20 protein-coding genes are annotated in these 22,544 nt (G+C 65.8%); 13 read left to right on the top strand and 7 right to left on the bottom strand.

What is annotated here, in order from left to right; translation table 11 throughout:
- Window positions 1-62: 62 nt before the first annotated feature.
- The 3 genes from AABQ55_RS23760 to AABQ55_RS23750 all read left to right on the top strand — a co-directional run bounded on the left by AABQ55_RS23760 (window position 63) and on the right by AABQ55_RS23750 (window position 5,036).
- Window positions 63-1,934 (top strand): sigma-54-dependent Fis family transcriptional regulator, encoded by a 1,872-nt coding sequence (locus tag AABQ55_RS23760; protein WP_272807720.1) that lies wholly within the window; start codon window positions 63-65, stop codon window positions 1,932-1,934.
- Between the two features lie 162 nt (window positions 1,935-2,096).
- Window positions 2,097-3,170 (top strand): 2,3-butanediol dehydrogenase, encoded by a 1,074-nt coding sequence (locus AABQ55_RS23755; protein WP_272807721.1) that lies wholly within the window; start codon window positions 2,097-2,099, stop codon window positions 3,168-3,170.
- A 66-nt stretch (window positions 3,171-3,236) separates the two neighbouring features.
- Window positions 3,237-5,036: an NAD(P)/FAD-dependent oxidoreductase gene (locus AABQ55_RS23750; RefSeq protein WP_272807722.1), complete on the top strand. Its 1,800-nt coding sequence runs from the start codon at window positions 3,237-3,239 to the stop codon at window positions 5,034-5,036.
- Window positions 5,037-5,112: 76 nt separating this feature from the next.
- Here AABQ55_RS23750 and AABQ55_RS23745 read toward each other — a convergent pair whose 3' ends face one another.
- The 3 genes from AABQ55_RS23745 to AABQ55_RS23735 all read right to left on the bottom strand — a co-directional run bounded on the left by AABQ55_RS23745 (window position 5,113) and on the right by AABQ55_RS23735 (window position 8,854).
- Window positions 5,113-6,486 carry an aspartate aminotransferase family protein gene (locus tag AABQ55_RS23745; RefSeq protein WP_272807723.1) on the bottom strand — a complete coding sequence of 458 codons (1,374 nt, stop codon included), beginning with the start codon at window positions 6,484-6,486 and terminating at the stop codon, window positions 5,113-5,115.
- Between the two features lie 257 nt (window positions 6,487-6,743).
- Window positions 6,744-8,240 (bottom strand): NAD-dependent succinate-semialdehyde dehydrogenase, encoded by a 1,497-nt coding sequence (locus AABQ55_RS23740; RefSeq protein WP_272807724.1) that lies wholly within the window; start codon window positions 8,238-8,240, stop codon window positions 6,744-6,746.
- A gap of 131 nt (window positions 8,241-8,371) precedes the next feature.
- Window positions 8,372-8,854 (bottom strand): Lrp/AsnC family transcriptional regulator, encoded by a 483-nt coding sequence (locus AABQ55_RS23735; RefSeq protein ID WP_064332869.1) that lies wholly within the window; start codon window positions 8,852-8,854, stop codon window positions 8,372-8,374.
- 102 nt (window positions 8,855-8,956) lie between these two features.
- On the opposite strand from AABQ55_RS23735, the gene ehuR reads away from it, so the two are divergent.
- The 10 genes from ehuR (at window position 8,957) to doeB (ending at window position 18,697) form a co-directional block, all read left to right on the top strand.
- Window positions 8,957-10,342 (top strand): MocR-like ectoine utilization transcription factor EhuR, encoded by a 1,386-nt coding sequence (gene ehuR, locus AABQ55_RS23730; protein WP_443021171.1) that lies wholly within the window; start codon window positions 8,957-8,959, stop codon window positions 10,340-10,342.
- 122 nt (window positions 10,343-10,464) lie between these two features.
- A complete protein-coding gene (ehuA, locus tag AABQ55_RS23725) occupies window positions 10,465-11,250 on the top strand; it encodes an ectoine/hydroxyectoine ABC transporter ATP-binding protein EhuA (protein ID WP_272807725.1) in 786 nt (261 codons plus the stop codon).
- A 62-nt stretch (window positions 11,251-11,312) separates the two neighbouring features.
- Window positions 11,313-12,164 carry an ectoine/hydroxyectoine ABC transporter substrate-binding protein EhuB gene (ehuB, locus tag AABQ55_RS23720; protein WP_272807726.1) on the top strand — a complete coding sequence of 284 codons (852 nt, stop codon included), beginning with the start codon at window positions 11,313-11,315 and terminating at the stop codon, window positions 12,162-12,164.
- Between the two features lie 205 nt (window positions 12,165-12,369).
- Window positions 12,370-13,029 carry an ectoine/hydroxyectoine ABC transporter permease subunit EhuC gene (gene ehuC / locus AABQ55_RS23715; RefSeq protein WP_272807727.1) on the top strand — a complete coding sequence of 220 codons (660 nt, stop codon included), beginning with the start codon at window positions 12,370-12,372 and terminating at the stop codon, window positions 13,027-13,029.
- Between the two features lie 2 nt (window positions 13,030-13,031).
- Window positions 13,032-13,694, top strand: coding sequence for an ectoine/hydroxyectoine ABC transporter permease subunit EhuD (gene ehuD / locus AABQ55_RS23710; RefSeq protein ID WP_272807728.1), 663 nt, complete (start codon window positions 13,032-13,034; stop codon window positions 13,692-13,694).
- On the top strand, window positions 13,694-14,470 hold the full coding sequence (gene eutA, locus AABQ55_RS23705; protein ID WP_443021172.1) for an ectoine utilization protein EutA: 777 nt from the start codon (window positions 13,694-13,696) through the stop codon (window positions 14,468-14,470). Before ehuD ends, eutA begins: the two co-directional genes overlap by 1 nt.
- 3 nt (window positions 14,471-14,473) lie before the next feature.
- Window positions 14,474-15,481 carry a hydroxyectoine utilization dehydratase EutB gene (gene eutB, locus AABQ55_RS23700; RefSeq protein WP_272807729.1) on the top strand — a complete coding sequence of 336 codons (1,008 nt, stop codon included), beginning with the start codon at window positions 14,474-14,476 and terminating at the stop codon, window positions 15,479-15,481.
- Window positions 15,478-16,470, top strand: a complete 993-nt coding sequence (eutC, locus tag AABQ55_RS23695) for an ectoine utilization protein EutC (RefSeq protein ID WP_272807730.1) — start codon at window positions 15,478-15,480, stop codon at window positions 16,468-16,470. The genes eutB and eutC overlap by 4 nt, the downstream gene beginning before the upstream one ends.
- Before the next feature lie 34 nt (window positions 16,471-16,504).
- Window positions 16,505-17,686: an ectoine hydrolase DoeA gene (doeA, locus tag AABQ55_RS23690; protein ID WP_272807731.1), complete on the top strand. Its 1,182-nt coding sequence runs from the start codon at window positions 16,505-16,507 to the stop codon at window positions 17,684-17,686.
- A gap of 3 nt (window positions 17,687-17,689) precedes the next feature.
- Window positions 17,690-18,697 carry a N(2)-acetyl-L-2,4-diaminobutanoate deacetylase DoeB gene (gene doeB, locus AABQ55_RS23685; protein ID WP_272807732.1) on the top strand — a complete coding sequence of 336 codons (1,008 nt, stop codon included), beginning with the start codon at window positions 17,690-17,692 and terminating at the stop codon, window positions 18,695-18,697.
- A gap of 106 nt (window positions 18,698-18,803) precedes the next feature.
- On the opposite strand, the gene AABQ55_RS23680 is transcribed toward doeB, so the two are convergent.
- From AABQ55_RS23680 to tcuB, 4 genes are all read right to left on the bottom strand, one after another.
- Window positions 18,804-19,655, bottom strand: coding sequence for a hypothetical protein (locus tag AABQ55_RS23680; protein ID WP_272807733.1), 852 nt, complete (start codon window positions 19,653-19,655; stop codon window positions 18,804-18,806).
- A gap of 207 nt (window positions 19,656-19,862) precedes the next feature.
- Window positions 19,863-20,189, bottom strand: coding sequence for a hypothetical protein (locus AABQ55_RS23675; RefSeq protein WP_244766375.1), 327 nt, complete (start codon window positions 20,187-20,189; stop codon window positions 19,863-19,865).
- 215 nt (window positions 20,190-20,404) lie between these two features.
- Entirely contained in the window at window positions 20,405-21,250 is an 846-nt protein-coding gene (locus AABQ55_RS23670; protein ID WP_272807734.1) for a transporter substrate-binding domain-containing protein, read from the bottom strand.
- A 118-nt stretch (window positions 21,251-21,368) separates the two neighbouring features.
- On the bottom strand, window positions 21,369-22,532 hold the full coding sequence (tcuB, locus tag AABQ55_RS23665; protein WP_272807735.1) for a tricarballylate utilization 4Fe-4S protein TcuB: 1,164 nt from the start codon (window positions 22,530-22,532) through the stop codon (window positions 21,369-21,371).
- Window positions 22,533-22,544 lie beyond the last annotated feature (12 nt).

Here is a 22,544-nt window from a genome sequence, read left to right as displayed (position 1 = left end):
CGACCTATGGGCGATTGTCCCGCGGCGGCTCCTGTGCCACCATGCGGGCGGGAGGATGTCTTATGGTGTCGACGCTGTCGCACATACGGGAGATCGAACGCGTCGGCATGGGCGCCGTCAGCCCGCGCGATGCGCCCGTCGTCAAATCCTGGCTGCGCTGCCTCAACGATTACAAGCTCGACCCGACCATCGCCCAGGAAGCCTATATCGTTCCCGAACTGAAGCTGCGCGAGCACCGCGAGCAGGCGGAGGAACTGATCCGCATCGGCCGCTCCGGCCTCGAAGGCCTGTTCAACCAGGTCGCCGGGCAGAACTATGTGCTGCTGCTGTCCGATGCGCGCGGCGTCACCGTCGATTTCATGGGCGATCCGACCTTCGACAACCAGCTGCGCAAGGCGGGGCTCTATCTCGGCTCGGAATGGTCGGAAAACCGCGCGGGCACCTGCGCCGTCGGTGCCTGCATCGTCTCCGGCGAGCCGGTCATCATCCACCAGGACGATCATTTCGATGCCAGCCATATCGGGCTGACCTGCACGGCCGCGCCGGTCTTCGACACCTTGGGCGACCTCACCGCCGTGCTCGACATTTCCCAGCTCCGCTCGCCGACCGCCAAGGCCAGCCAGCAGCTGGCGCTGCATCTTGCCACCTCCACCGCGCGGCGCATCGAGCTTGCCAACCTCATGACCCGCACCCGCAACGACTGGGTGCTGCGCCTTGCCCGTTCGCCGGAATTCCTGGACGTCGATCCGGACGCCGCCATCGCGCTCGACGGTTCCGGCCGCATCACCGGCATGACCCATGGCGGTTTCGGCGCGCTCGCCCGCTCGATGAACATGCGCGGCCTGGCGACGCGCGATTTCCTCGGCCTGCCGATCTCCGAGGTCTTCGACATGGATGTGGATGACCTGCCGCGTTTCATGCGCGGCCGGCCGAACGGCGAACGCCTGCTGCGCGCGAAAAACGGCCTCGTGCTCTTCGCCAGCGCCATCGCGCCCGCCGTCAGCCTGCGCGCGCCGAACATGCCGGCGCCGCGTCTGCCGCGGGCGTTGCGCGACCTCAGCCAGGGCGACACTGCTATGGAGCGGGTGCAGGCGCGGGCGGCGAAGCTTGCGGCGCGCGACATCCCGATCCTCATCCAGGGCGAGACCGGCAGCGGCAAGGAGTTCCTCGCCCGCGCGATCCATGACAGCTGCGGCGGCAGCGGCAATTTCGTCGCCGTCAATTGTGCGGCGATCCCCGAACACCTCATCGAATCCGAACTGTTCGGCTACACGCCCGGTGCTTTCACCGGCGCCAGCCAGAAGGGCAAGCGCGGCCTGATCGAGGAGGCGAACGGCGGAACGCTCTTCCTCGACGAGATCGGCGACATGCCGCTTATGCTGCAAAGCCGGCTGCTGCGCGTGCTTTCGGAAAACGAGGTGCAGCCGGTCGGCGCGCTGAAGGCGCGCCCGGTGCGCCTGCGCGTGCTCTCCGCCTCGCACCGCGACCTTGCCGACCTGGTGAAGGAGGGCCGCTTCCGGCAGGATCTCTACTATCGCCTGAATGCGGCGATGCTCAGCCTGCCGGCCTTGCGCGAACGGCAGGATCTCGGCTGGCTGATCGACCAGCTTCTCGCCCGCGTCGAAAAGGAGAACGGCGAGACCTACCGCATCGACAAGGCGGCGCAGGCCGCCCTGCTGGCCCATGCCTGGCCGGGCAATCTGCGCGAACTTTCCAATGCGCTGCGCGTCGCCGCGGCGCTCTCCGAGGGCGGCGTCATCGATGTCGACTGCCTGCCGGACCATCTCTTCGCCGGGCCTGTTGCCGCCCCGTCCGACGATGACGGCGAACTGCGCCAGGCGCTCAGCGATTGCGGCAACAATGTCTCCGCGCTCGCCCGCAAACTCGGCGTCAACCGCTCGACCATCCACCGCCGCCTGAAGCGTCTCAACTGACGCGGCGCCTGCAACACCTGTTGCACGCCACCTGTTGCATTTCGCCCGGCGGCGGAATCCTCTTCCTCGCAATCGTTTGAAAAGGCATTGAAATCGGGCGCTCCGCCAGTCTGGCACGGCGCTTGCTGACCTTCCTGTGCAAGAACAACAGGAGGAAACACAATGAAAGCTCTGCGCTTTCACGCCGCCAAGGATCTGCGCATCGAGGAGGTCGATGCCCCGCCGTCGCCCGGCCCGGGCGAGGTGCTGGTCGAGAACCGCTTCTGCGGCATCTGCGGCACGGACCTGCATGAATATGCCTATGGCCCGATCTTCGTGCCGAAGGAGCCGCATCCCTTCACCGGCGCGCACGGGCCGCAGATCCTCGGCCACGAATTCGGTGGCGTCGTCAAGGCGGTCGGCGCGGGCGTCGCGCATGTGAGGCCCGGCGACCGGGTGTCGATCCAGCCGCTCATCATGCCCCGCCAGGGCGACTACTACGCCGATCGCGGCCTCTTTCATCTCAGCGGCAACCTCGCGCTTGCCGGCCTTTCCTGGCATTCCGGCGGCATGGCCGAGGCCGCCCTTCTCAACGACTACAATGTCCAGCCCATTCCGGACGCCCTGAGCGATGAGGAGGCCGCGCTCATCGAGCCGACGGCGGTCGCGGTCTATGCCTGCGATCGCGGCGGCGTGACGGCCGGCAACAGCGTGCTCGTCACCGGCGCCGGTCCGATCGGCATTCTCGTCGCCATGGCGGCGCGTGCCGCGGGCGCCTCGCAGATTTTCCTCTCCGATCTCAACGATACGCGGCTGGCGCTGGCGCGCGAGGCGCTGGGCACGGTGCGCACCATCAATCCGAAGACGGAAAAGGTGGGCGACGTCATCCGCGCCGAGACGGAGGGCGGCGTCGGCTGCGATGTCGCCATCGAATGCGTCGGCAACGAGCACGCGCTGAAGAACTGCGCCGATGCGGTGCGCAAGCAGGGCGTCGTCGTGCAGACCGGGCTTCACCCCGGCGAGAACCCGCTGAACTGGTTCGACGTCACCTTCAAGGACATCGATATCCGCGGCTCCTGGGCCTATCCGACCCACTATTGGCCGCGCGTCGCCCGGCTGATCGCCAGCGGCCAGATCCCGGCAAGCCGCATCGTCACGAAATATGTCTCGCTCCGCGAGGCCGTTTCGGAAGGGTTCGACCAGTTGCTCGACCCGGCCGGCAAGCACCTGAAGATCCTGATCGACCTGTCCCGCTAGGCCGGTCCGTCTTGCGGGGCGGTTGAGGAGCCGCCCCGTCTTTCACCTGAGTAGGAGGAGAAACATATGCTCGACAAAACCCCCACCACCCGCGTCCAGACGCTTCTCGATACGTTCGGCGCGGCCCTTGAAGCCGGCCGGATCGACGATGCCGTCGCCCTCTTCGCCGAGGAATGCTACTGGCGCGACCTCGTCGCCTTCACCTGGAACCTCAAGACCGTCGAGGGGCACGATCAGGTGCGCGACATGCTGCAATCGCAGCTCTCCACCGCCAGGCCTTCCAACTGGCGCGTCGCCGACGGCGAGGAGGCGACGGAGGCGGATGGGGTCCTGGAAAGCTGGATCTCGTTCGAGACGGCGGTCGGGCGCGGTTATGGCCTCGTGCGCTTCAAGAACGGCCTCATCTGGACGCTGCTGACGGTGCTGTCCGAACTGAAGGGCCACGAGGAGAAATCCGGCTTCACGCGCCCGCTCGGTGCCAGGCATGGCCAGAATGTCGGCGCCAAGACCTGGAAGGAGGAGCGCGAGGAAGAGGAACGCACGCTCGGCTACGAAAAGCAGCCCTATACCGTCATCATCGGCGGCGGGCAGGGCGGCATCGCGCTCGGCGCGCGGCTGCGCCAGCTCGGCGTGCCGACGATCATCCTGGAAAAGAACGACCGGCCCGGCGACAGCTGGCGCAAGCGCTACAAGTCGCTCTGCCTGCACGATCCCGTCTGGTACGACCACTTGCCCTATATCGATTTCCCGAAGAACTGGCCGGTCTTCGCGCCGAAGGACAAGATCGGCGACTGGCTGGAGTTCTACACCAAGGTCATGGAGCTGAACTACTGGACGCGCTCCGCCGCCAAATCCGCCAAATGGGACGAGGCCGCCAGGGAATGGACAGTCGTCGTCGACCGCGACGGCGAGGAGGTGGTGCTGCGGCCGAAGCAGCTGGTCTTTGCGACCGGCATGTCCGGCAAGGCGAACATCCCGGATTTCAAGGGCCGCGAGCGGTTCAAGGGCGAGCAGCACCATTCCTCGCAGCATCCGGGGCCGGACGGTTACAAGGGCAGGAAGGTCGTGGTCATCGGCTCGAACAATTCGGCGCATGACATCTGTGCCGCGCTCTACGAGGCCGGCGTCGACGTCACCATGATCCAGCGCTCGACGACCCATATCGTGCGCTCCGACACGCTTATGGATATCGGCCTCGGTTCGCTCTATTCGGAGCAGGCGCTGGCGAACGGCGTGACGACGGCGAAAGCCGACCTCATCTTCGCCTCGCTGCCCTACCGCATCATGCACGAGTTCCAGATCCCGCTCTACGACAAGATGCGCGAGCGCGACGCCGATTTCTACGCGGCGCTGGAAAAGGCCGGGTTCCAGCTCGACTGGGGCGCGGACGGCTCGGGCCTCTTCATGAAGTACCTGCGCCGCGGCTCCGGCTACTATATCGACATCGGCGCCTCGCAGCTCATCATCGACGGCAAGGTGAAGCTTGCCGCGGGGCAGGTGGAGGAGATCACGGAAAACGCCATCAGGCTTTCCGATGGCAAGGAAATCCCCGCCGACGTCATCGTCTATGCGACGGGCTACGGCTCGATGAACGGCTGGGTCGCCGATCTCATCGACCAGGAGACCGCCGACAAGGTCGGCAAGGTCTGGGGTCTCGGTTCGGATACGCCGAAGGATCCGGGCCCCTGGGAGGGCGAGCAGCGCAACATGTGGAAGCCGACGCAGCAGGAGGCGCTGTGGTTCCATGGCGGCAACCTGCACCAGTCGCGCCACTATTCGCAATATCTCGCCCTGCAGCTGAAGGCGCGCATGGAAGGCATCCCGACGCCGGTCTACGCCCTCCAACCGGTGCATCACCGGAAGTAGGCCGGCGCGCCGAGGGCGGGCGGCGTTGCGCCGCCCGCCCTCGATGGGTTCGTGCCGGTGTGGATTGCCGGCCGGCTTAGCCGAGAACCGCCTTCACCGCATCGGCCGTCGCCTTCACGACGATGTCCGCTTCTTCCCTGGTCAGGCACAGCGGCGGGGCGAAGCCCAGAATGTCGCCCTGCGGCATGGCGCGGCCGATGACGCCGCGTTCCAGGAGGGCGGCGGAGACCTGCGGGCCGATCTTTTTGCCCGGATCGAAGAAGGCGCGGTCGTCCTTGTCCTCGACGAATTCGACCGCCGCCATCAGGCCGTCGCCGCGAACCTCGCCGACATGCTTGTGGTCGCCGACGGCCTTGGCGAGTTCGCTGCGGAAATAGGCGCCGGTGGAGCCGGCATTTTCCACAAGGCCGAGCTCGTCGATGAGTTCGAGATTGGCGACGCCGGCGGCGGCGCAGATCGGGTGCGAGGAATAGGTCCAGCCGTGGCCGATGGGGCCGAGTTCATCCGAGCCCTTCACCAGCACCTCCCAGACCTTGTCCGAGACGATGGTGCCGGAGAGCGGCGCATAGGCCGAGGTGAGGCCCTTGGCGATGGTGATGAGGGCGGGCTTCATGCCGTAGTGGTCGGAGCCGAACATCGTGCCGAGGCGGCCGAAGCCGGTGACGACCTCGTCGGCGATCAGCAGGATGTCGTACTTGTCGAGCACGGCCTGGATCTTCTGCCAGTAACCCTTCGGCGGCGGCACGATGCCGCCGGTGCCGAGGATCGGCTCGCCGATGAAGGCGGCGACGGTGTCCGGGCCCTCGGCAAGGATCATCTCCTCCAGCTTGTCGGCGCAATATTGCGCGAACTGTTCCTCGTCCATCGACCGGTCCGGCCGGCGGAAGAAATAGGGGGCCTCCGTGTGGAGGATCGGCGCGCGCGGCAGGTCGAAGGCATTGTGGAAGAGATGGAGGCCGGTCAGCGAGCCGGTCATGACGCCGGAGCCGTGGTAGCCGCGCCAGCGCGAGATGATCTTCTTCTTCTCCGGCCGGCCGAGGATGTTGTTGTAGTACCAGACGAGCTTGATGTTGGTCTCGTTGGCATCCGAGCCGGACAGGCCGAAATAGACGCGGCTCATGCCCTCGGGCGCGCGGTCGATGATCATCTTGGACAGCGTGATCGAGGCTTCCGTGCCGTGGCCGACATAGGCGTGGTAGTAGGCGAGGTTCTTCGCCTGCTCTGCGATGGCGTCGGCGATCTTCGTGCGGCCGTAGCCGACATTGACGCAATAGAGGCCGGCAAAGGCGTCGAGGCTCGTCTTGCCGTTCGTGTCGGTGATGTAGACGCCTTCGCCGCCGCCGATCACGCGCGTCGGCGTCTCGCCGCGGGCGTGCATGCCCATATGGGTGGAGGGGTGGAAGAAGTGGTCGCGGTCCCAGGCGGTGAGTTCGTTGCGTCGGTCGAGCATGGTCTTTTCCTTTCGAAGTCGGTTGTTTTTAGAGTTCTGGGGCGCGGTTGTCCGATATTTTCACCGTCATTCCCTTTTTCCCATCGTCATCCTCACTCTCCCTCCGTCATCCTCGGGCTTGACCCGAGGATCCACAATCTCGGTAGCACATGGATCCTCGGGTCAAGCCCGAGGATGACGATCGAGAGGTTGGGCACCTCGGGGGCGGGCGCCCGGAGCAGGTGCCCGGAATCAAGCCGGTGGAGACGCGCCCGCGCTCAAGCAGCGGTGTCGATGCAGAGATATTTCAGTTCCGTGAAGGCCTCCATGCCGTGGCGCGAACCTTCGCGGCCGACACCGGATTGTTTCCAGCCGCCGAAGGGGATCGGCCCGCCGGTGATCTTCACGCGGTTGACCGCCACCATGCCGTATTCCAGCGCGCGGGCAAGCCGCATCTGGCGCGCGCCGTTCTCGGTGACCACATAGGCGACGAGGCCGTATTCGGTGTCGTTGGCGCGGGCGATCACTTCCGCCTCGCTGTCGAAGGCGGTGACGGCGGCGACGGGGCCGAAGGTTTCCTCGCGCATGATTAGCGCATCGTCGGAAACCTCGGTCAGAAGCGTCGGTTCGTAGAACAGCGGGCCGGCCTTGTGGCGCCTGCCGCCGGTGAGGACCTTCGCGCCGTGTTTCACGGCGTCGGCCACCTGCTCCTCCACCTTGGCGATGGCGCGCTCGTGCATCAGCGGGCCGATCTCGACATCCGCCTCCAGCCCGGCGCCGACCTTCAGCGCCGCGATGCGGGCCTTGAAGGCCTTGGTGAAGGCGGCAAGGACGGGGCGCTCGACATAGATGCGGTTGGCGGCAAGGCAATCCTGTCCCGATGTGGCGAACTTGGCGTTGACGGCGATGTCGGCCGCCTTCTCGATATCGGCGTCGGCAAAGACGATCAGGGGCGCATGGCCGCCGAGTTCCATGACGAGGCGCTTCATGGTCGGCGCGCACTGGCCGGCGATCAGCTTGCCGATCTCCGTCGAACCGGTGAAGCTCATGGCGCGCACGCGGGCGTCGGCGTTCATGCAGCCGACGATGGTGGCGGCATCGCCCGTCACGACATTGAAGACGCCTACCGGAAGGCCGGCCCGTTCGCCGAGTTCGGCAAGCGCGAGGGCGGAAAGCGGCGTCTCGCTGGAAGGGTGGGCGACCACGGTGCAGCCGGCGGCAAGCGCGGCGGCGGCCTTGCGGGTGATCATGGCGGAGGGGAAGTTCCACGGCGTCACGATGCCGACGACGCCGAGCGCCTCGCGGCGCACGATCATCTCGGCGCCGGGCAGGTGGCTCGTCACGCTCTCGGCATTGAGGCGCTTGCCCTCCTCGGCATACCACTCGATGAAGGAGGCGGCATAGTCGATCTCGCCGCGGGATTCGGCGAGCGGCTTGCCCTGTTCCAGCGTCATCAGCAGCGCGAGGTCCTCGCGCGCTTCGAGGATCAGCCCGTGCCATTTGCGCAGGATCGCGGCGCGCTGCTGCGCCAGCAGGTCCCGCCAGGCGGGGAAGGCCTGCGCCGCGGCCGAGACCGCCTCCGACGTCTGGCCGGCATCGAGCGCGGCGACCCAGGCGAGCGTCGCGCCGGAGGCGGGGTCCGTCACGGCGAAGCTGTCGCCGTCGCGGCCGGCCACCCAGCGGCCGCCGACATAGGAGAGTTCGCGCAGCAGGTGAGGATCGCCCAGGCGGGCGAGCGCTTCGTGGAAAACGGTCCGGGCGAATAGGGCGGTCATGTCGGCCTCCTCTGGCTGTGTCGACGGTGAGTCTGCCAGAGGCGCGGCGACAGATTGTCTATTGCCGGGCTCGGCCGCAGAGACTTTGACCAAACCGACCGCCGGCCATAGACAATCTCTCTACGTCGATATCAGTCCGGGGCCGGCAGCAGCGTCGTCAGCGGCAGCGCGGTCTCCTCCTTCACAGTCTTGGTGACGATGTAGGTGAAGTAGCGGTCGATGCCGAGTTCGCGGTCGAGCAGGTCGTCGACGAGGCGCTGGTAGGCGTCGATGTCGGGGGCCATGATCTTCAGGATGTAATCGACGCCGCCGCCGACGGACCAGCAGGCGACGATCTCCGGTGTTGCCGCCACCGCGCGCTCGAAGCGGTCGAAATCGGCCTGCCGGTGGTTGGCCAGCGTCACCTCCATCATGACGCTGGCGACCGGCGCCAGGCGCCGCACCGCGACGCGCGCATGATAGCCCGTGACGATGCCCGCCTTTTCCAGCTTGCGCAGCCGCAGCCAGCAGGGCGTCGGGGATAGGCCCGCCTTTTCCGCCAGCGCCAGCTTGGTGATGCGCCCGTTCTCCTGGATCGCCTCCAGGATGCGCAGGTCGATGGCGTCGAGTTTCATGCGGTCGCCCTCCGGGCGGATATCATGTCAAAGCCGAGAAAAAGACCATGGAAAGGCATTTTGGCGTTGTCAATTGAACTGAATTTGAGCACTGTTGAAATCATGACAAATTGGCGACCCGATATATCCCAATTGCGCCGGCCGGCCTACCTTTCTCTCGCCGAGCAGATCGCCCGCGCCATCCAGGAAGGGCTGCTGCCCAACGGTACACGCCTTCTGCCACACCGCAAGCTTGCCGACGACCTGAAACTTTCCGTGCAGACCGTCAGCCGCGCCTATGACGAGCTGATCCGCCGCGGCCTGATCTCCGGCGAGATCGGCCGCGGCTCCTTCGTGCAGACGCGGCCGAAGGAGCCGGAACCGCCCTACCTGCCCGAGCGGCTCGGCGAGCTGGTCGACCTGTCGATCCTGAAACCCGTCTGCGAGCAGATCCACCTGGAGCGCATGCGTGAGGCCTTCGGATGGCTCGCGGAAAACCTGCCGTCGAGCTCGGCGCTCTCCTTCCGCCCCAACATGGTCTTCCCGCGCCACCGGACCGTCGCGGCCGAATGGCTGGCGCGCTGCGGGCTCGACATCTCGCCGCTCAACATCAGCCTCACCAACGGCGCGACGTCGGGCATGACGGTGGCGCTGATGAGCGTCGCCCCGCCCGGCGCGACCGTTGCCACGGAGGCGATCAGTCACCACACGCTGGTGCCGCTTTCCACCTATCTCGGCCTCCATCTCGAAGGCCTGCCGATCGACCGCGACGGCATGATCCCCGAGGCGCTGGACGAGGCCTGCCGCAAGGGCGTCATTCGTGCCGTGTTCCTGCAGCCCTCCGTCATCAACCCGGCCGCGACGCTGATGAGCGGAGAGCGCCGGCAGGCGCTGGCCGAGGTGGCGCGGCGCCACGATATCGCGATCATCGAGAACGACATTCTGGGGCCGCTCGTCGAGGAGAGGGCGCCGCCGCTCGCCGCCTACGCGCCGGAGCGCACGCTCTACGTGACGAGCTTCACCAAGATCACGGTGCCGGGCCTGCGCATCGGCTATCTCGCCGCGCCCGACCGCTATGTCGCGGCCGTCGCCAACCGGCACCTCGTCTCGAACTGGATGGCGACGCCCTCGATCGCCGAGATCGCCACGCGCTGGGTCGGCGACGGCACGGCGATGGAACTCGTCACCTGGCAGCGCCGGGCGCTGGCGGCGCGCCACGCCATCGCGGAGGAGATCTTCGCGGGCCTGCCCTATCGCTCGCATCCGCAGAGCCTGCATGTCTGGCTGCCGCTGCCGGAAGGGCATACGGAGGAGGGTTTCGTCTCGCAGGCCCGCCTGCGCGGCGTCGCCATCGCGCCCGGCTCCTCCTTCCGCACCGCCGACCAGGGCTGGCAGCCCGCCGTGCGCATCTCCCTCGGCTCGACGACGGAGCAGGAACTTCGCACGGGCCTCGGCATCCTGGCTTCGCTGGCCAGCGGGAACCCGGAGGCGCTGCTGCTCGCGATTTGAGTGCGGATGCCCGCGAAATGGGCGGTGAAACAATAATTGTCATGAGATTATTATCTACATTGACATGATTTCGATCGCCGCGCATCGTTAGGCCAACACGGTCTCGACAGGGAGAGACATGCATGGCCGCACCCATCATCCGCATCGACAATATCGTGAAGCGCTACGGTCCCTTGACCGTGCTCGACGGGTTGTCGATGGAGGTGCTGCCGGGCGAGAAGCTCGCCCTCATCGGCCCCTCCGGCTCCGGCAAGACGACGATCCTGCGCATCCTGATGACGCTGGAGACGATCAGCGACGGCCATATCGAGGTCGACGGCGACCAGCTCTACCACATGCCGAAGAACGGCGGCCTCGTGCCGGCGGACGATCGCCACCTGCACAGGATGCGCGAGAAGATCGGCATGGTCTTCCAGCACTTCAATCTCTTCCCGCACAAATGTGTGCTCGACAATGTCACGCTGGCGCCAATGCTGACCAAGGGCGCGGCGAAAGCCGCGGCCGAGAAGCGGGCGATGGAGCTTCTCGACATGGTGGGCCTTGCCGACAAGGCGAGGAACATGCCCGCCCAACTGTCCGGCGGACAGAAGCAGCGTGTCGCCATCGCCCGCGCCCTGGCGCTCTCGCCGAAGATCATGCTGTTCGACGAGGTGACCTCGGCGCTCGACCCGGAACTGGTCGAGGAGGTTCTGAACGTCATGCGCAAGCTCGCCTCCGAGACCGACATGACCATGCTGCTCGTCACCCACGAGATGGGCTTCGCCCACGATTTCGCCGACCGCATCCTCTTCTTCGATCGCGGCAAGATCGTCGAGGAGGGCAAGCCGGACGAGATTTTCCGCAATCCCAGGCAGGAACGCACGCAGACCTTCCTGCGCAAGATCATCGCGGCAGGGCACCGCGTCTGAGGATCTTCCTCGGAAACAAGGCTCCAAGCAACAACTAGAGACAGCCAGAGGAGTTCGGAACAATGAGCATCAGGACGTTTTTGACCATGGCCGCCGGCGCAAGCGCGCTCGTCGCCATCGCCGCCGCTTCCCCCGCTACGGCCGATGACGGTAAGCTGGAGGAACTGAAGGGACAGGGCTTTGCCCGCGTCGCCATCGCCAACGAGCCGCCGTTCACGGCGGTCGCCGCCGACGGCAAGGTTTCGGGCGCGGCGCCCGACGTCGCCCGCGAGGTGTTCAAGCGCCTCGGCGTCGGCGACATCGTCGCCTCGATCTCGGAATATGGCGCGATGATCCCGGGCCTGCAGGCCGGCCGCCACGACGTCATCACCGCCGGCCTATTCATGAAGCCGGAGCGTTGCGCCGCCGTCGCCTATTCCGAGCCGATCCTGTGCGATGCCGAGGCCTTCGCGCTGAAGAAGGGCAATCCGCTCGGCCTCAAGAGCTACAAGGACATCGCCGACAATCCGGATGCCAAGATCGGTGCGCCGGGCGGCGGCACGGAAGAGAAGCTGGCGCTCGAAGCCGGCGTGCCGCGTGACCGTGTCATCGTCGTGCCGGATGGCCAGAGCGGCCTGAAGATGCTGCAGGACGGCCGCATCGACGTCTATTCGCTGCCGGTCCTGTCGATCAACGACCTCGTCTCCAAGGCGAACGATCCGAACATCGAGGTCGTCGCGCCGGTCGAGGGCGCCCCGGTCTATTGCGACGGCGCGGCCTTCCGCAAGGGCGACGAGGCGCTGCGCGATGCCTTCGACGTCGAGCTCGCCAAGCTGAAGGAATCCGGTGAATTCGCCAAGATCATCGAGCCCTACGGCTTCTCCGCCGCAGCGGCCATGTCGACGACGCGCGAAAAGCTCTGCGCGGCGCAGTAAGAATGGTGGATCTGCCCCTCATCCCGCTGCCGCGACCTTCTCCCCGTAGACGGGGAGAAGGGGCTGGTGGCCAGGCTTTCCCGTCATCGCGTGCTTTGGTGGGCGGGGAGCCGGCTCCTGTTCTGACTTCTCCCCGCTTGCGGGGAGAAGGTGCCGGCAGGCGGATGAGGGGCGATGCTCCGTTGACGTTAACGTGGAACACACCATGACCGACTGGTCCGGCTATATAGGCTTGATCCTGCAAGGCGCGCTGGTGACGCTTCAGCTCACCGTGATGGGTTCGGCACTCGCCCTCGTCATGGCCTTCGTCGCCGGGCTCGGGCGCGTCAGCCGCTTCATGGCGGTCCGGGCGCTCGCCACCACCTATATCGAGTTCTTCCGCGGCACCTCGATCTTCGTGCAGCTCTTCTGGGTCTATTTCGTGCTGCCCTTTGCCGGCGTCACGCTCTCGCCGCTGCAGGCGGGCGTCCTGGCGCTCGGCCTCAATGTCGGGGCCTACGGGGCGGAGGTGGTGCGCGGCGCGGTCAAGGCGATCGGGCGCGAGCAGCGCGAGGCCTGCATCGCGCTCAACCTGACGCGCGGCCAGGCGATGCGCCACGTCATTCTGCCGCAGGCGCTGCCCCTGATGCTGCCGACCTTCTGCAACAATGCGATCGAGCTCCTGAAGGGCACGGCCGTCGTCTCGCTGATCTCGCTCACCGACATGACCTTCCAGGCCCAGGTGGTGCGCGCGCAGACCGGCAACACGCTGATCCCCTTCGCCACCATCCTCGTGCTCTACTTCCTGATGGCGCTCGCCATCTCCACCGCCATGCGCTGGCTGGAACGGCGCGTCACCCGCGGCCTCGATGGTGTGAGGACCTGACGATGGAATGGGACTGGAATTTCGTCTGGGAGATCATGCCGACCCTGCTCCAGGGCCTGAAGATCACCTTGCTGGCGACCGTGCTCGGCGCCGCCGTGGCCGCCGTGATCGGCCTCGTCTTCGCGATCCTGCGCATGACGGCACCGAAGCCGATCGCCAGGGCCACGGGTTTCGTCGTGGAATTCATCCGCGGCACGCCGCTGCTCGTGCAGCTCTATTTCATCTTCTACGTGCTGCCCGATATCGGCATCCGCCTGCCGGCGCTGCTCGCCGGCGTCATCGGCCTCGGCCTGCACTACGGCACCTACGCGGCGGAGGTCTATCGCGCCGGCATCGAGAACGTGCCGCGCGGGCAGTGGGAGGCGGCGAAGGCGACGAACCTCACCAGCCGCCAGACCTGGATCCACGTCGTCCTGCCGCAGGCAATCCCGCCGATGATCCCGGCGCTTGCAAACTACCTGATCGCCATGTTCAAGGAGACGCCGCTGCTCTCCGCCATCACGGTGCTGGAGCTGATGAACCAGGCCAAGAGCGTCGCCAACAGCAGCTATCGCTACATCGAGCCGATGACGCTGGTCGGCGTGTTCTTCCTGATCATGAGCCTGATCTCCGTCGTCTTCCTGCGCTGGCTGGAAGAGCGCTACGCCCGGGTGGAGGAACGCTGATGCAGACCCTTGATCTCTCGCTGGCCTCCCGCGCGCCGAAACTCGACGATCGCCCGTTGGAAAAACGCGTCGGCCTGATCATCCTGGCGACCGACCACACGACGGAGGTGGATTTCCAGCGCATGGTGGCAAACGGACGGATCGGCGTCTATGCGACGCGCATTCCCTACGCCAATCCGGTGACGCCGGAGAACCTCGCCGCCATGCAGCCCTCGCTGACGGCGGGCGCGGCGCTCATCCTGCCGGATGAACCGCTGGATGTCGTGATGTATTCCTGCACCTCGGCCTCGGTCGTCATCGGCGACGCGGCAGTGAAGGCGGCGATCAAGGCGGCCAAGCCCACCGCCACGGTGGTGACGCCGACCGCTGCCGCGGTTTCCGGCCTGAAGACGCTCGGCGCGAAGCGGATTTCCGTCCTGACGCCCTATACGCTCGAAACAAGCCGGCCGATGGCCGACTATTTCCTGGCGCTCGGCTTCGACATCGCCCGATTCACCTGCCTCGGCCTTTCCGACGATCGGGACATGGCACGGATTTCCCCGGAAGAGATCGTCGCCTTCGCGAAGGAGGCGACGGCGCCGGATTGCGATGCGCTTTTCATCTCCTGCACCGCCGTGCGCGCGGCGGGCGTGGCGGCGCAGATCGAGGCGGCCATCGGCAGGCCGGTCGTCACAAGCAACCTCGCCACCGCCTGGGCGTGCCTGCGCCTTTGCGGCGACGAAACGGCTCGGCCGGCGCTCGGCCGGCTGATGACGCGCGCCTATCCGGGACGGTGACGCATGACGAAGACAGACCTTCCCGTGACATTGGCGGATATCGAACTGGCTGCCCGGCGTATCGACGGCCGCGTGCTGCGCACGCCCTTCGTCCCGTCGGCGTCGCTGACCGAACGCTGCGGCGTGCCGGTCGGCCTGAAGCTCGAACACCATCAGACGACGGGCAGCTTCAAGCTGCGCGGGGCGACGAATGCCGTGCTGTCGCTTTCGGCGGACCAGCGGGCGCGCGGCGTCGTGGCCGCCTCGACGGGTAATCATGGGCGGGCGCTTGCCTATGCCGCGAAGGCCGAGGGATCGGTCGCGACGATCTGCATGTCGCGGCTCGTGCCGGAGAACAAGGTCGCGGAGATCCGCCGGCTCGGCGCGGACGTGCGCATTGTCGGCCGGTCGCAGGACGAGGCGCAGGTCGAGGTGGACCGGCTGGTCACCGAGGCCGACCTGGTCATGGTCCCGCCTTTCGACAATGCGGCGGTCGTGGCGGGGCAGGGCACACTCGGCCTCGAGATCGTCGAGGCGATGCCGGATGTCGCGACCGTTCTCGTGCCGCTGTCGGGCGGCGGGCTGGCGGCGGGCGTTGCCGCGGCGGTGAAGGGACGCGTGCCGAAGGCGCGCGTCATCGGCCTCACCATGGAGCGCGGCGCGGCGATGAAGGCGAGCCTCGATGCGGGGCGGCCGGTCGCGGTCGAGGAGGTGGCGAGCCTTGCCGATTCGCTCGGCGGCGGCATCGGCCTCGACAATGCCGTGACCTTTCAAATGTGCCGCGCGCTGCTCGACGAGGTTATCCTCCTGTCGGAAGCGGAGATCGCGGCCGGCATGCGCCATGCCTATGGCGAGGAGCGCGAGGTGATCGAAGGAGCGGCGGCGGTCGGCATCGCGGCACTGCTTTCCGGCCGACTTGGCCGGCTGGATGGCCCGGTGGCCGTCATCCTTTCCGGCCGGAACGTGGACATGGGCCTGCACAAGCGGGTCCTTGACGGCGTGGCCGATCCCTTTACGGAGGACAGAACGTGACGCGGATGAAGATACTGACGGAAGCGGAGCTGCGGCGCATCGTTCCGCTCGACCTTGAAGCCATCGCCTGCGTGGAGGACGCCTTCCATGCGCTCGCCACCAAGGCCGTCGCCATGCCGCCGATCCTTCGGCTCGACATTCCCGAGCACCGCGGCGAGGTGGACGTGAAGACCGCCTATGTGCCCGGCCTCTCCGGGTTCGCCATCAAGATCAGCCCCGGCTTCTTCGACAATCCGAAGATCGGCCTGCCGAGCACCAACGGCCTGATGGTGCTGTTCTCGGCGACGACCGGCCTCGTCGAGGCGGTGCTGCTCGACAACGGCTACCTGACGGATGTGCGTACCGCCGCAGCCGGTGCCGTCGCCGCCCGGCACCTCTCGCGTCCGGATGCGACGGTCGCCGTCATCTTCGGTGCCGGCATGCAGGCGAAGCTGCAACTGGAGGCCTTGTGCCTCGTCCGGCCGATCCGGGAGGCCCGCCTCTGGGCGCGCGACGGAAAGAAGGCGGAGGCGGCTGCGTTGGAACTGACGGCAAGGCTCGGCCTTCCCGTCCGCGCCGAGGCCGATGGCCGGGCGGCGGTCGATGGTGCGGATATCATCGTCACCACCACGCCCTCGGAAACCCCTGTCCTCAAGGCCGAATGGCTCCAGCCCGGCCAGCATGTCACGGCCATGGGCTCGGATGCCGAGCACAAGAACGAGATCGAGCCGGCCGTCATCACGGGCGCCGGCCTCTATGTCGCCGACAGCCTCAAGCAGACGCGCCGGCTCGGCGAACTGCACCACGCCATCGCGGCGGGGCTCGTGACGGAGGGCGCGGGCTTCCCCGAACTCGGCGAGATCATCGCCGGGCGCAAACCGGGCCGCAGCGGCCCCGAAGAGATCACCGTGGCGGACCTGACCGGCACGGGCATTCAGGACACGGCTATCGCAACGCTTGCTGCCGCCCGCGCGGTAGCGGCGGGCGCCGGCACGGCCTTCGAGAGTTGAGACCGGCTTTTCGCCGGGTATAGAGGAAAAACCGATGAAACAAGCGAACCTGAAGTTCTCACTTCCGGAGTATGAGGCGCGCCTTGAGAAAACGCGCAGGGCCATGGAAGCCAGGGGCATCGACGTCCTGATATGCAGCGATCCTTCCAACATGAACTGGCTAACGGGCTATGACGGCTGGTCCTTCTACGTGCACCAGTGCGTCGTCGTGCCGCCGACGGGCGAGCCGATCTGGTACGGCCGCGGACAGGATGCCAACGGGGCGAAGTTCACCGCCTATCTGAAGCACGAGAACATCATCGGCTATCCCGACAACTACGTGCAGTCCACCGAGCGCCACCCGATGGACTATCTCTCGGCCAAGCTCGCCGAGCGCGGCCTCGACAAACTGACCATCGGCGTCGAGATGGACAATTACTGGTTCTCCGCCGCCGCCTTCGCCTCGCTGCAAAAACACCTGCCGAATGCCCGCTTCGTCGACGCCACCGCGCTCGTCAACTGGCAGCGTGCGGTGAAGAGCGAGACGGAAATCAAGTACATGCGCAATGCCGCGCGCATCGTGGAAAAGATGCACCAGCGCATCTTCGACAGGATCGAGGTCGGCATGCGCAAATGCGATCTCGTGGCCGAGATCTACGACGCCGGCATCCGCGGCACGGACGGCATCGGCGGCGATTATCCGGCCATCGTGCCGCTGCTCCCCTCGGGCGTCGAGGCCTCCGCGCCGCATCTCACCTGGGACGACCGGCCGATGAAATCGGGCGAGGGCACCTTCTTCGAGATCGCCGGCTGCTACAACCGCTACCATGTGCCGCTCTCGCGCACCGTCTTCCTCGGCAAGCCGACGCAGGCCTTCCTCGATGCGGAGAAGGCGACGCTGGAGGGCATGGAGGCGGGCCTTGCGGTGGCGAAACCCGGCAATACCTGCGAGGATATCGCCAATGCCTTCTTCGCGGTGCTCAAGAAATACGGCATCGTCAAGGACAACCGCACCGGCTACGGCATCGGCGTCTCCTATCCGCCGGACTGGGGCGAGCGCACCATGAGCCTGCGCTCCGGCGACCGGAGCGAACTCAAACCCGGCATGACCTTCCACTTCATGACGGGCCTCTGGCTCGAGGACATGGGCTTCGAGACGACGGAGAGCATCCTCATCACCGAGACCGGCGTCGAATGCCTCGCCGACGTGCCACGCAAGCTTCTCGTGAAGGATTGAACCATGGCGGACCGCACGCTTCGTCCGTCGCCGATCAGCCCCACCGTCGATTTCTCGGCCGAGGGCGTGCAGCACGGTTTCCTGCGCCTGCCCTACAGCCGGGACGATTCCGCCTGGGGCTCGGTGATGATCCCGGTGACGACAATCAAGAACGGGGAGGGGCCGACGGCGCTCCTCACCGGCGGCAACCATGGCGACGAATACGAGGGGCCGATCGCGCTCTTCGACCTCGCCCGCACGCTGAAGGCGGAGGATGTGACCGGCCGCGTGATCATCGTGCCGGCGATGAACTACCCGGCCTTCCTGGCCGGCACGCGCACCTCGCCGATCGACAAGGGCAACATGAACCGCAGCTTTCCGGGCGCGCCGGACGGCACGGTCACGCCGAAGATCGCCGACTACTTCCAGCGCATGCTATTGCCGCTCGCCGATATCGTGCTGGACTTCCATTCCGGCGGCAAGACGCTCGACTTCCTGCCCTTCTGCGCCGCCCACATCCTGCCGGACAAGGCGCAGGAGGCGAAGGCCTTCGCGCTGGTGCGTGCCTTCGGTGCGCCCTGGTCGATGAAGATGCTGGAGATCGATGCGGTCGGGATGTACGACACGGCGGCCGAGGAGATGGGTAAGGTCTTCATCACCACCGAACTTGGCGGCGGCGGCACGGCGACGGCGAGAAGCGCCGGCATCGCCAAGAAGGGTGTGGCGAACGTGCTGAAGGCGGCGGGCATCCTCAAGGGCGCCGTCGAGGCGTCCGGGACGACCTGGCTCGACATGCCGGACGGCAACTGCTTCTCCTTCGCCGAGGACGGCGGCCTCATCGAGCCGCTTTACGACCTTGGGGACATGGTGCAGGCCGGCGCCGTCGTCGCCCGTATCCATCCCGTCGGCCGTACCGGCGTGGAGCCGCTGGAGGTGAAGGCAAGGATGGACGGCATCCTCGCCGCCCGCCATTTCCCCGGCCTGGTCAAGCCCGGCGACTGCGTCAGCGTCCTCGCCGCCGTCGTCGCGTGAAACCCTGGTATCGTCGCCGCAGACCATTTTTGCGGCGACGTCCGGGGTGGTCCTGCGGCAGCGCTTTCCCTGGACAAAGGCAGCCGTCGAACATTTCCTGCTATCGTCAGAACCGCTCCTCGTTCTCGCGCGCCAGTGCTGCGAATGCATCCGAATCGGCAATGTACCGCTGCCCGGCGTCGTCCCAGCGATAGGTCACGGCGATGGTGCGTGTTCCCGGTTCTGGAGCGGTTGCATCGCCGCATTGCTCTCCGGAGCCTACCGTGCGTTCGGTCACGGTGGCCTCCATATCCGCGAACGGCGCTCCCGTCCCCTGCCGGATGTCGAGCCGCTGCGTGCGCTCGAAGGCGCATGCCCTGTCGTCCAGCGTGGAAATCCTGTCGATGAGTTCGAAGCGGTCTTCGCGCAGGAGTACCAGGGCCGTGGTCGCATAGCCCTGGCTGGAATTGAAATGGGTGCTGCGGGTGACCAGCAGATCGTCACCTTCGCCGACCGCAAGCCGACCCGGTTCGGCAAAGGATGTCCAGCGGTCGAAGGCGACATCGGCGGCGTCGAGAAGCCTCGGCTCGCCCGTGACGTCGAAGAGGGCAAGTACGGCAAAACCGGAGGCGCTGTCCCGCGCCTGGCCGAAATCCAGAAGCAGCACCATCCGATCCAGACCACCGGAGCGCGCCGGAAGAGCCGCAAGCTTCAGAAGTTCCGTCGCCTCTGGTCCGGCACTGCTCCACGCTTCGCCGCCAATGTGGCGGACGTCGATTGCCTCGTCGCCGGAAGACGCCTCGCCGTTTGCGGCGATCCGGGGCACGACGAGCCGGATGAGGTCGGCAAAGGTCACATCCTTCCTGCCGGCGACCGAATCCGCGAGATCGGGAAACGACGCCGGTTCGGCGAACGCGCGATCAGCCGGCGCCCATGAGATCGCCAGCGCGATCAGCGCCATGCGCAACAGAACAACCATCGTGACGGCTCCCGTGGGATCAGCGTACGAAGAATAGCTTTTTTGGCGGCCCGATAGGAGCGCCATCGAGCGCGAGCCTGCCTTCCTGTCCCGTTGTGGAGCTCCTGCAGAAGTCTTGGTGTAAAGCCTGCATCATCCCTCGGTTCGCGTGTCATGCGGTCGATTTCAGGTTCGGCTCGATGAGGTTGCCGTTCACGGCCTTCTCCACTAGCCGGTGAGCCGGGTCAGATCGGAAACCCGCACCTCATGATGCTCGACGAATTCCGGCCGATCGAGCAGATACTGGTCATCCTCGGGATAGTAACGCGCGACGCCATAGTCATGGCCGGCAAAGCGGCGGACGGCGTCGAGATCCGTCCACCAGCTGATGGTCGAAATCTCGCTGGTGCCATCGCCGAGCTCGCGCAACACGATCTGGTAGCCAAGGTTGCCCTCGGTCTCGGCATAATGACCAGCGCCCGTCTTCTCCACGTACTGGACGTATTCTTCCGCCTGCGCGGTGCGGATGCGAGCCGACCATTTTCTGAGGATCATCTTTCCTGCCCCTATGTTTCGGTGTCCGGCAGACTTTCGCCAGCGCGGGGTCGAGCGCGAGCACTATATCACATCCGGCGTGTCCTGGATGGCGTTGGCTACAGGGTGGCAGATAGTGAGCGGGCGACTGCGCATCGGCAGTTGCGGGCCTGCTGACCGACGAGCCATCGGCGCTATGCCGATGGCTCGTCATCATTCGTCCTGGATCGACTTCTTTACTGTCGTGTCTCGATGGGAATGAGGATCTCGGCAGGCAGCCCATATTTCTCGGCCAATGCCTTGAAGCGGCCGTCCTGTTGCTGGACCGCCAACCCGTCGGCGATGACCTGGAGCATTTCCTTGTTGCCCTTGGCGACGACCATCCCGGTATAGATGTCCGTAATGACGGTTTGGACGATTTCCATCGACGCTTCCTTCTGGATTCGTGCGTTTGCCGCGACCGCGTCATCCATTACGAAGTCCATGCGGCCGGTCAGGATCTGGCGATAGGCGGATTCAGCGGAATCGGCGGGCCGGTAGTCGATTGCGGTCAATCCATTCTCGACGCATTTCTGGCTTTGGCGCTGAAGGGATTGCGCGGACGAACCGCTCATGTTTGCCGAACCGACGAGGCCGCACACGTCGTCGAGCTTCGCGATCTTTTTCGGATTGCCCTTCGGCACGATCACGCTCTGGCCGGCACGCGCGTAGAGAACGAAGTCAGCCTTCTCGGCGCGCTCGGGGCGGTAGTTGACCGAGCCGATCATAAGATCGGTCGAGCCGGCAAACAGCGTCGGGAGCAGGCCGGACCATGCGCCTTTGTAGTATTCATACTTGAGGCCGGCACAGTCCATGACGTTCTGAATCAGTTCGGCTTCGAAGCCGATCATCTCGTCCGGGTTGTCGGGGTCGGAATAGGCGAACGGCGGCTGCGCCGGCGACGCGGCGATTTTCACGACTTTGCCCGCGAAACCGGGGTACTTCTCAGCGACTTTCCCGGGTTCGCACTGAGCGGCGCTTGCAGCGGAGATCGCGGTGCCGAAGAATGCTAGGCATGCAAATGGCAACAACATACGTTTCATGACATTCTCCCCTTTTTTCTATAACTAGTATACTGGTTTAATGGTAACGCGATGTCAAGCGAGGCGGCCGTGGAAAGTGATTTTCGGCTGTTGCGAACGGAAAAGCCGTTGCGGCGGATCACTCGCCGCCGCCTGCCTGAACCGGATTGGGCCGACGCTTCTCGATCGCGTATTTCAAGAGAGCCGCGCTGCGGAAGATGCCGTGGGCGAACTTGCCGTAGGGCAATGTGAGGAAGAAGCCCATGACGAACCCGAGATGGACGGCGAGAAGCAGCGGCATTGCGGCGGTGTCTCTCCATGCCAGGAGCGCGAGCCCTGTCAGGCTCACGAAGAACAGAAGCGCTATGAAACCTCGATCCATCGTTTTCTGCGTCTCATCGGCCTGCATCGGATTACGCCGGATATTGAGCCAGAACAGCCCCGCGGGGCCGATCAGGAGGCCGATGCCGCCGGCGGTGCCGAGGAGGACCGGCAGGCTGAGGATCGGGTAGGGTGCCTCCATGGCGAACAGGTAGTGGTACAGGGTCGCGACCGACGTCGAGGCAAAGCAGAGCATGAACCCGTAGAACGTAAAATGGTGAAAGCGGCGCCGCCAGAGCGTGAACGCGTCGTCTTCATTGTTGCAGCCGTCACGGTGGCCCCCGTCGAGATACTGAAGCGTCAGGACAGCCCGGGCCGCTTCTCCTGCAGCGTTTGGAAGGGGCACGGGCTTTCCCGGCTCGGATACCTGCCTCCAGAACCGGATGACCCCGATCGCCAGCGCCAGAACAGAAAAGCCGAAGGCGGCACCAAAGAGGACGGCGAGGAGGTTGTGGGGGAAGATCGCGTAGAATTGCCCCTCGAGGCCATGCACGAACAGGCTGCCCTGCATCAGGATCGCACCGACAAGGAACGCCGCGACGCCAAGGCTGACAGCCATGGCGACGGTCAGTCCGTTGCGGCGGTAGAGCACGCCGAGGGATTTCGGGAAGGCATATTCGACATAGGTGTCGCGCCGTACCTGCGCCAGTGTCTTCGGCACGTTGACGCCGAACTCATGCGGAGGCGCGTACTGGCATGCATAGAGGCAGGCGGAGCAGTTGTGGCATAGATTGGCCAGGTAGTGCGCATCGGCCACGTTGAAGTCGAGCCGGCGTGTCATGGCTGGAAACACTGCGCAGAAGCTTTCGCAGTAGCGGCAGGCATTGCAGATATGCAGGATGCGGTCGACCTCCGCGGCGTTCGTCTCGAGTTCGCGCTCGGCATCCGATGCGAGCCTTTCCAGGTCTTCAATTGCGGCCATTTCGAACGCCCT

Source organism: Shinella sp. WSD5-1, assembly GCF_963942435.1.
Lineage (GTDB): Bacteria > Pseudomonadota > Alphaproteobacteria > Rhizobiales > Rhizobiaceae > Shinella > Shinella yambaruensis.
Note: the sequence above shows the minus strand (reverse complement) of the source record. Positions and strands in the feature narration are given on the sequence as shown.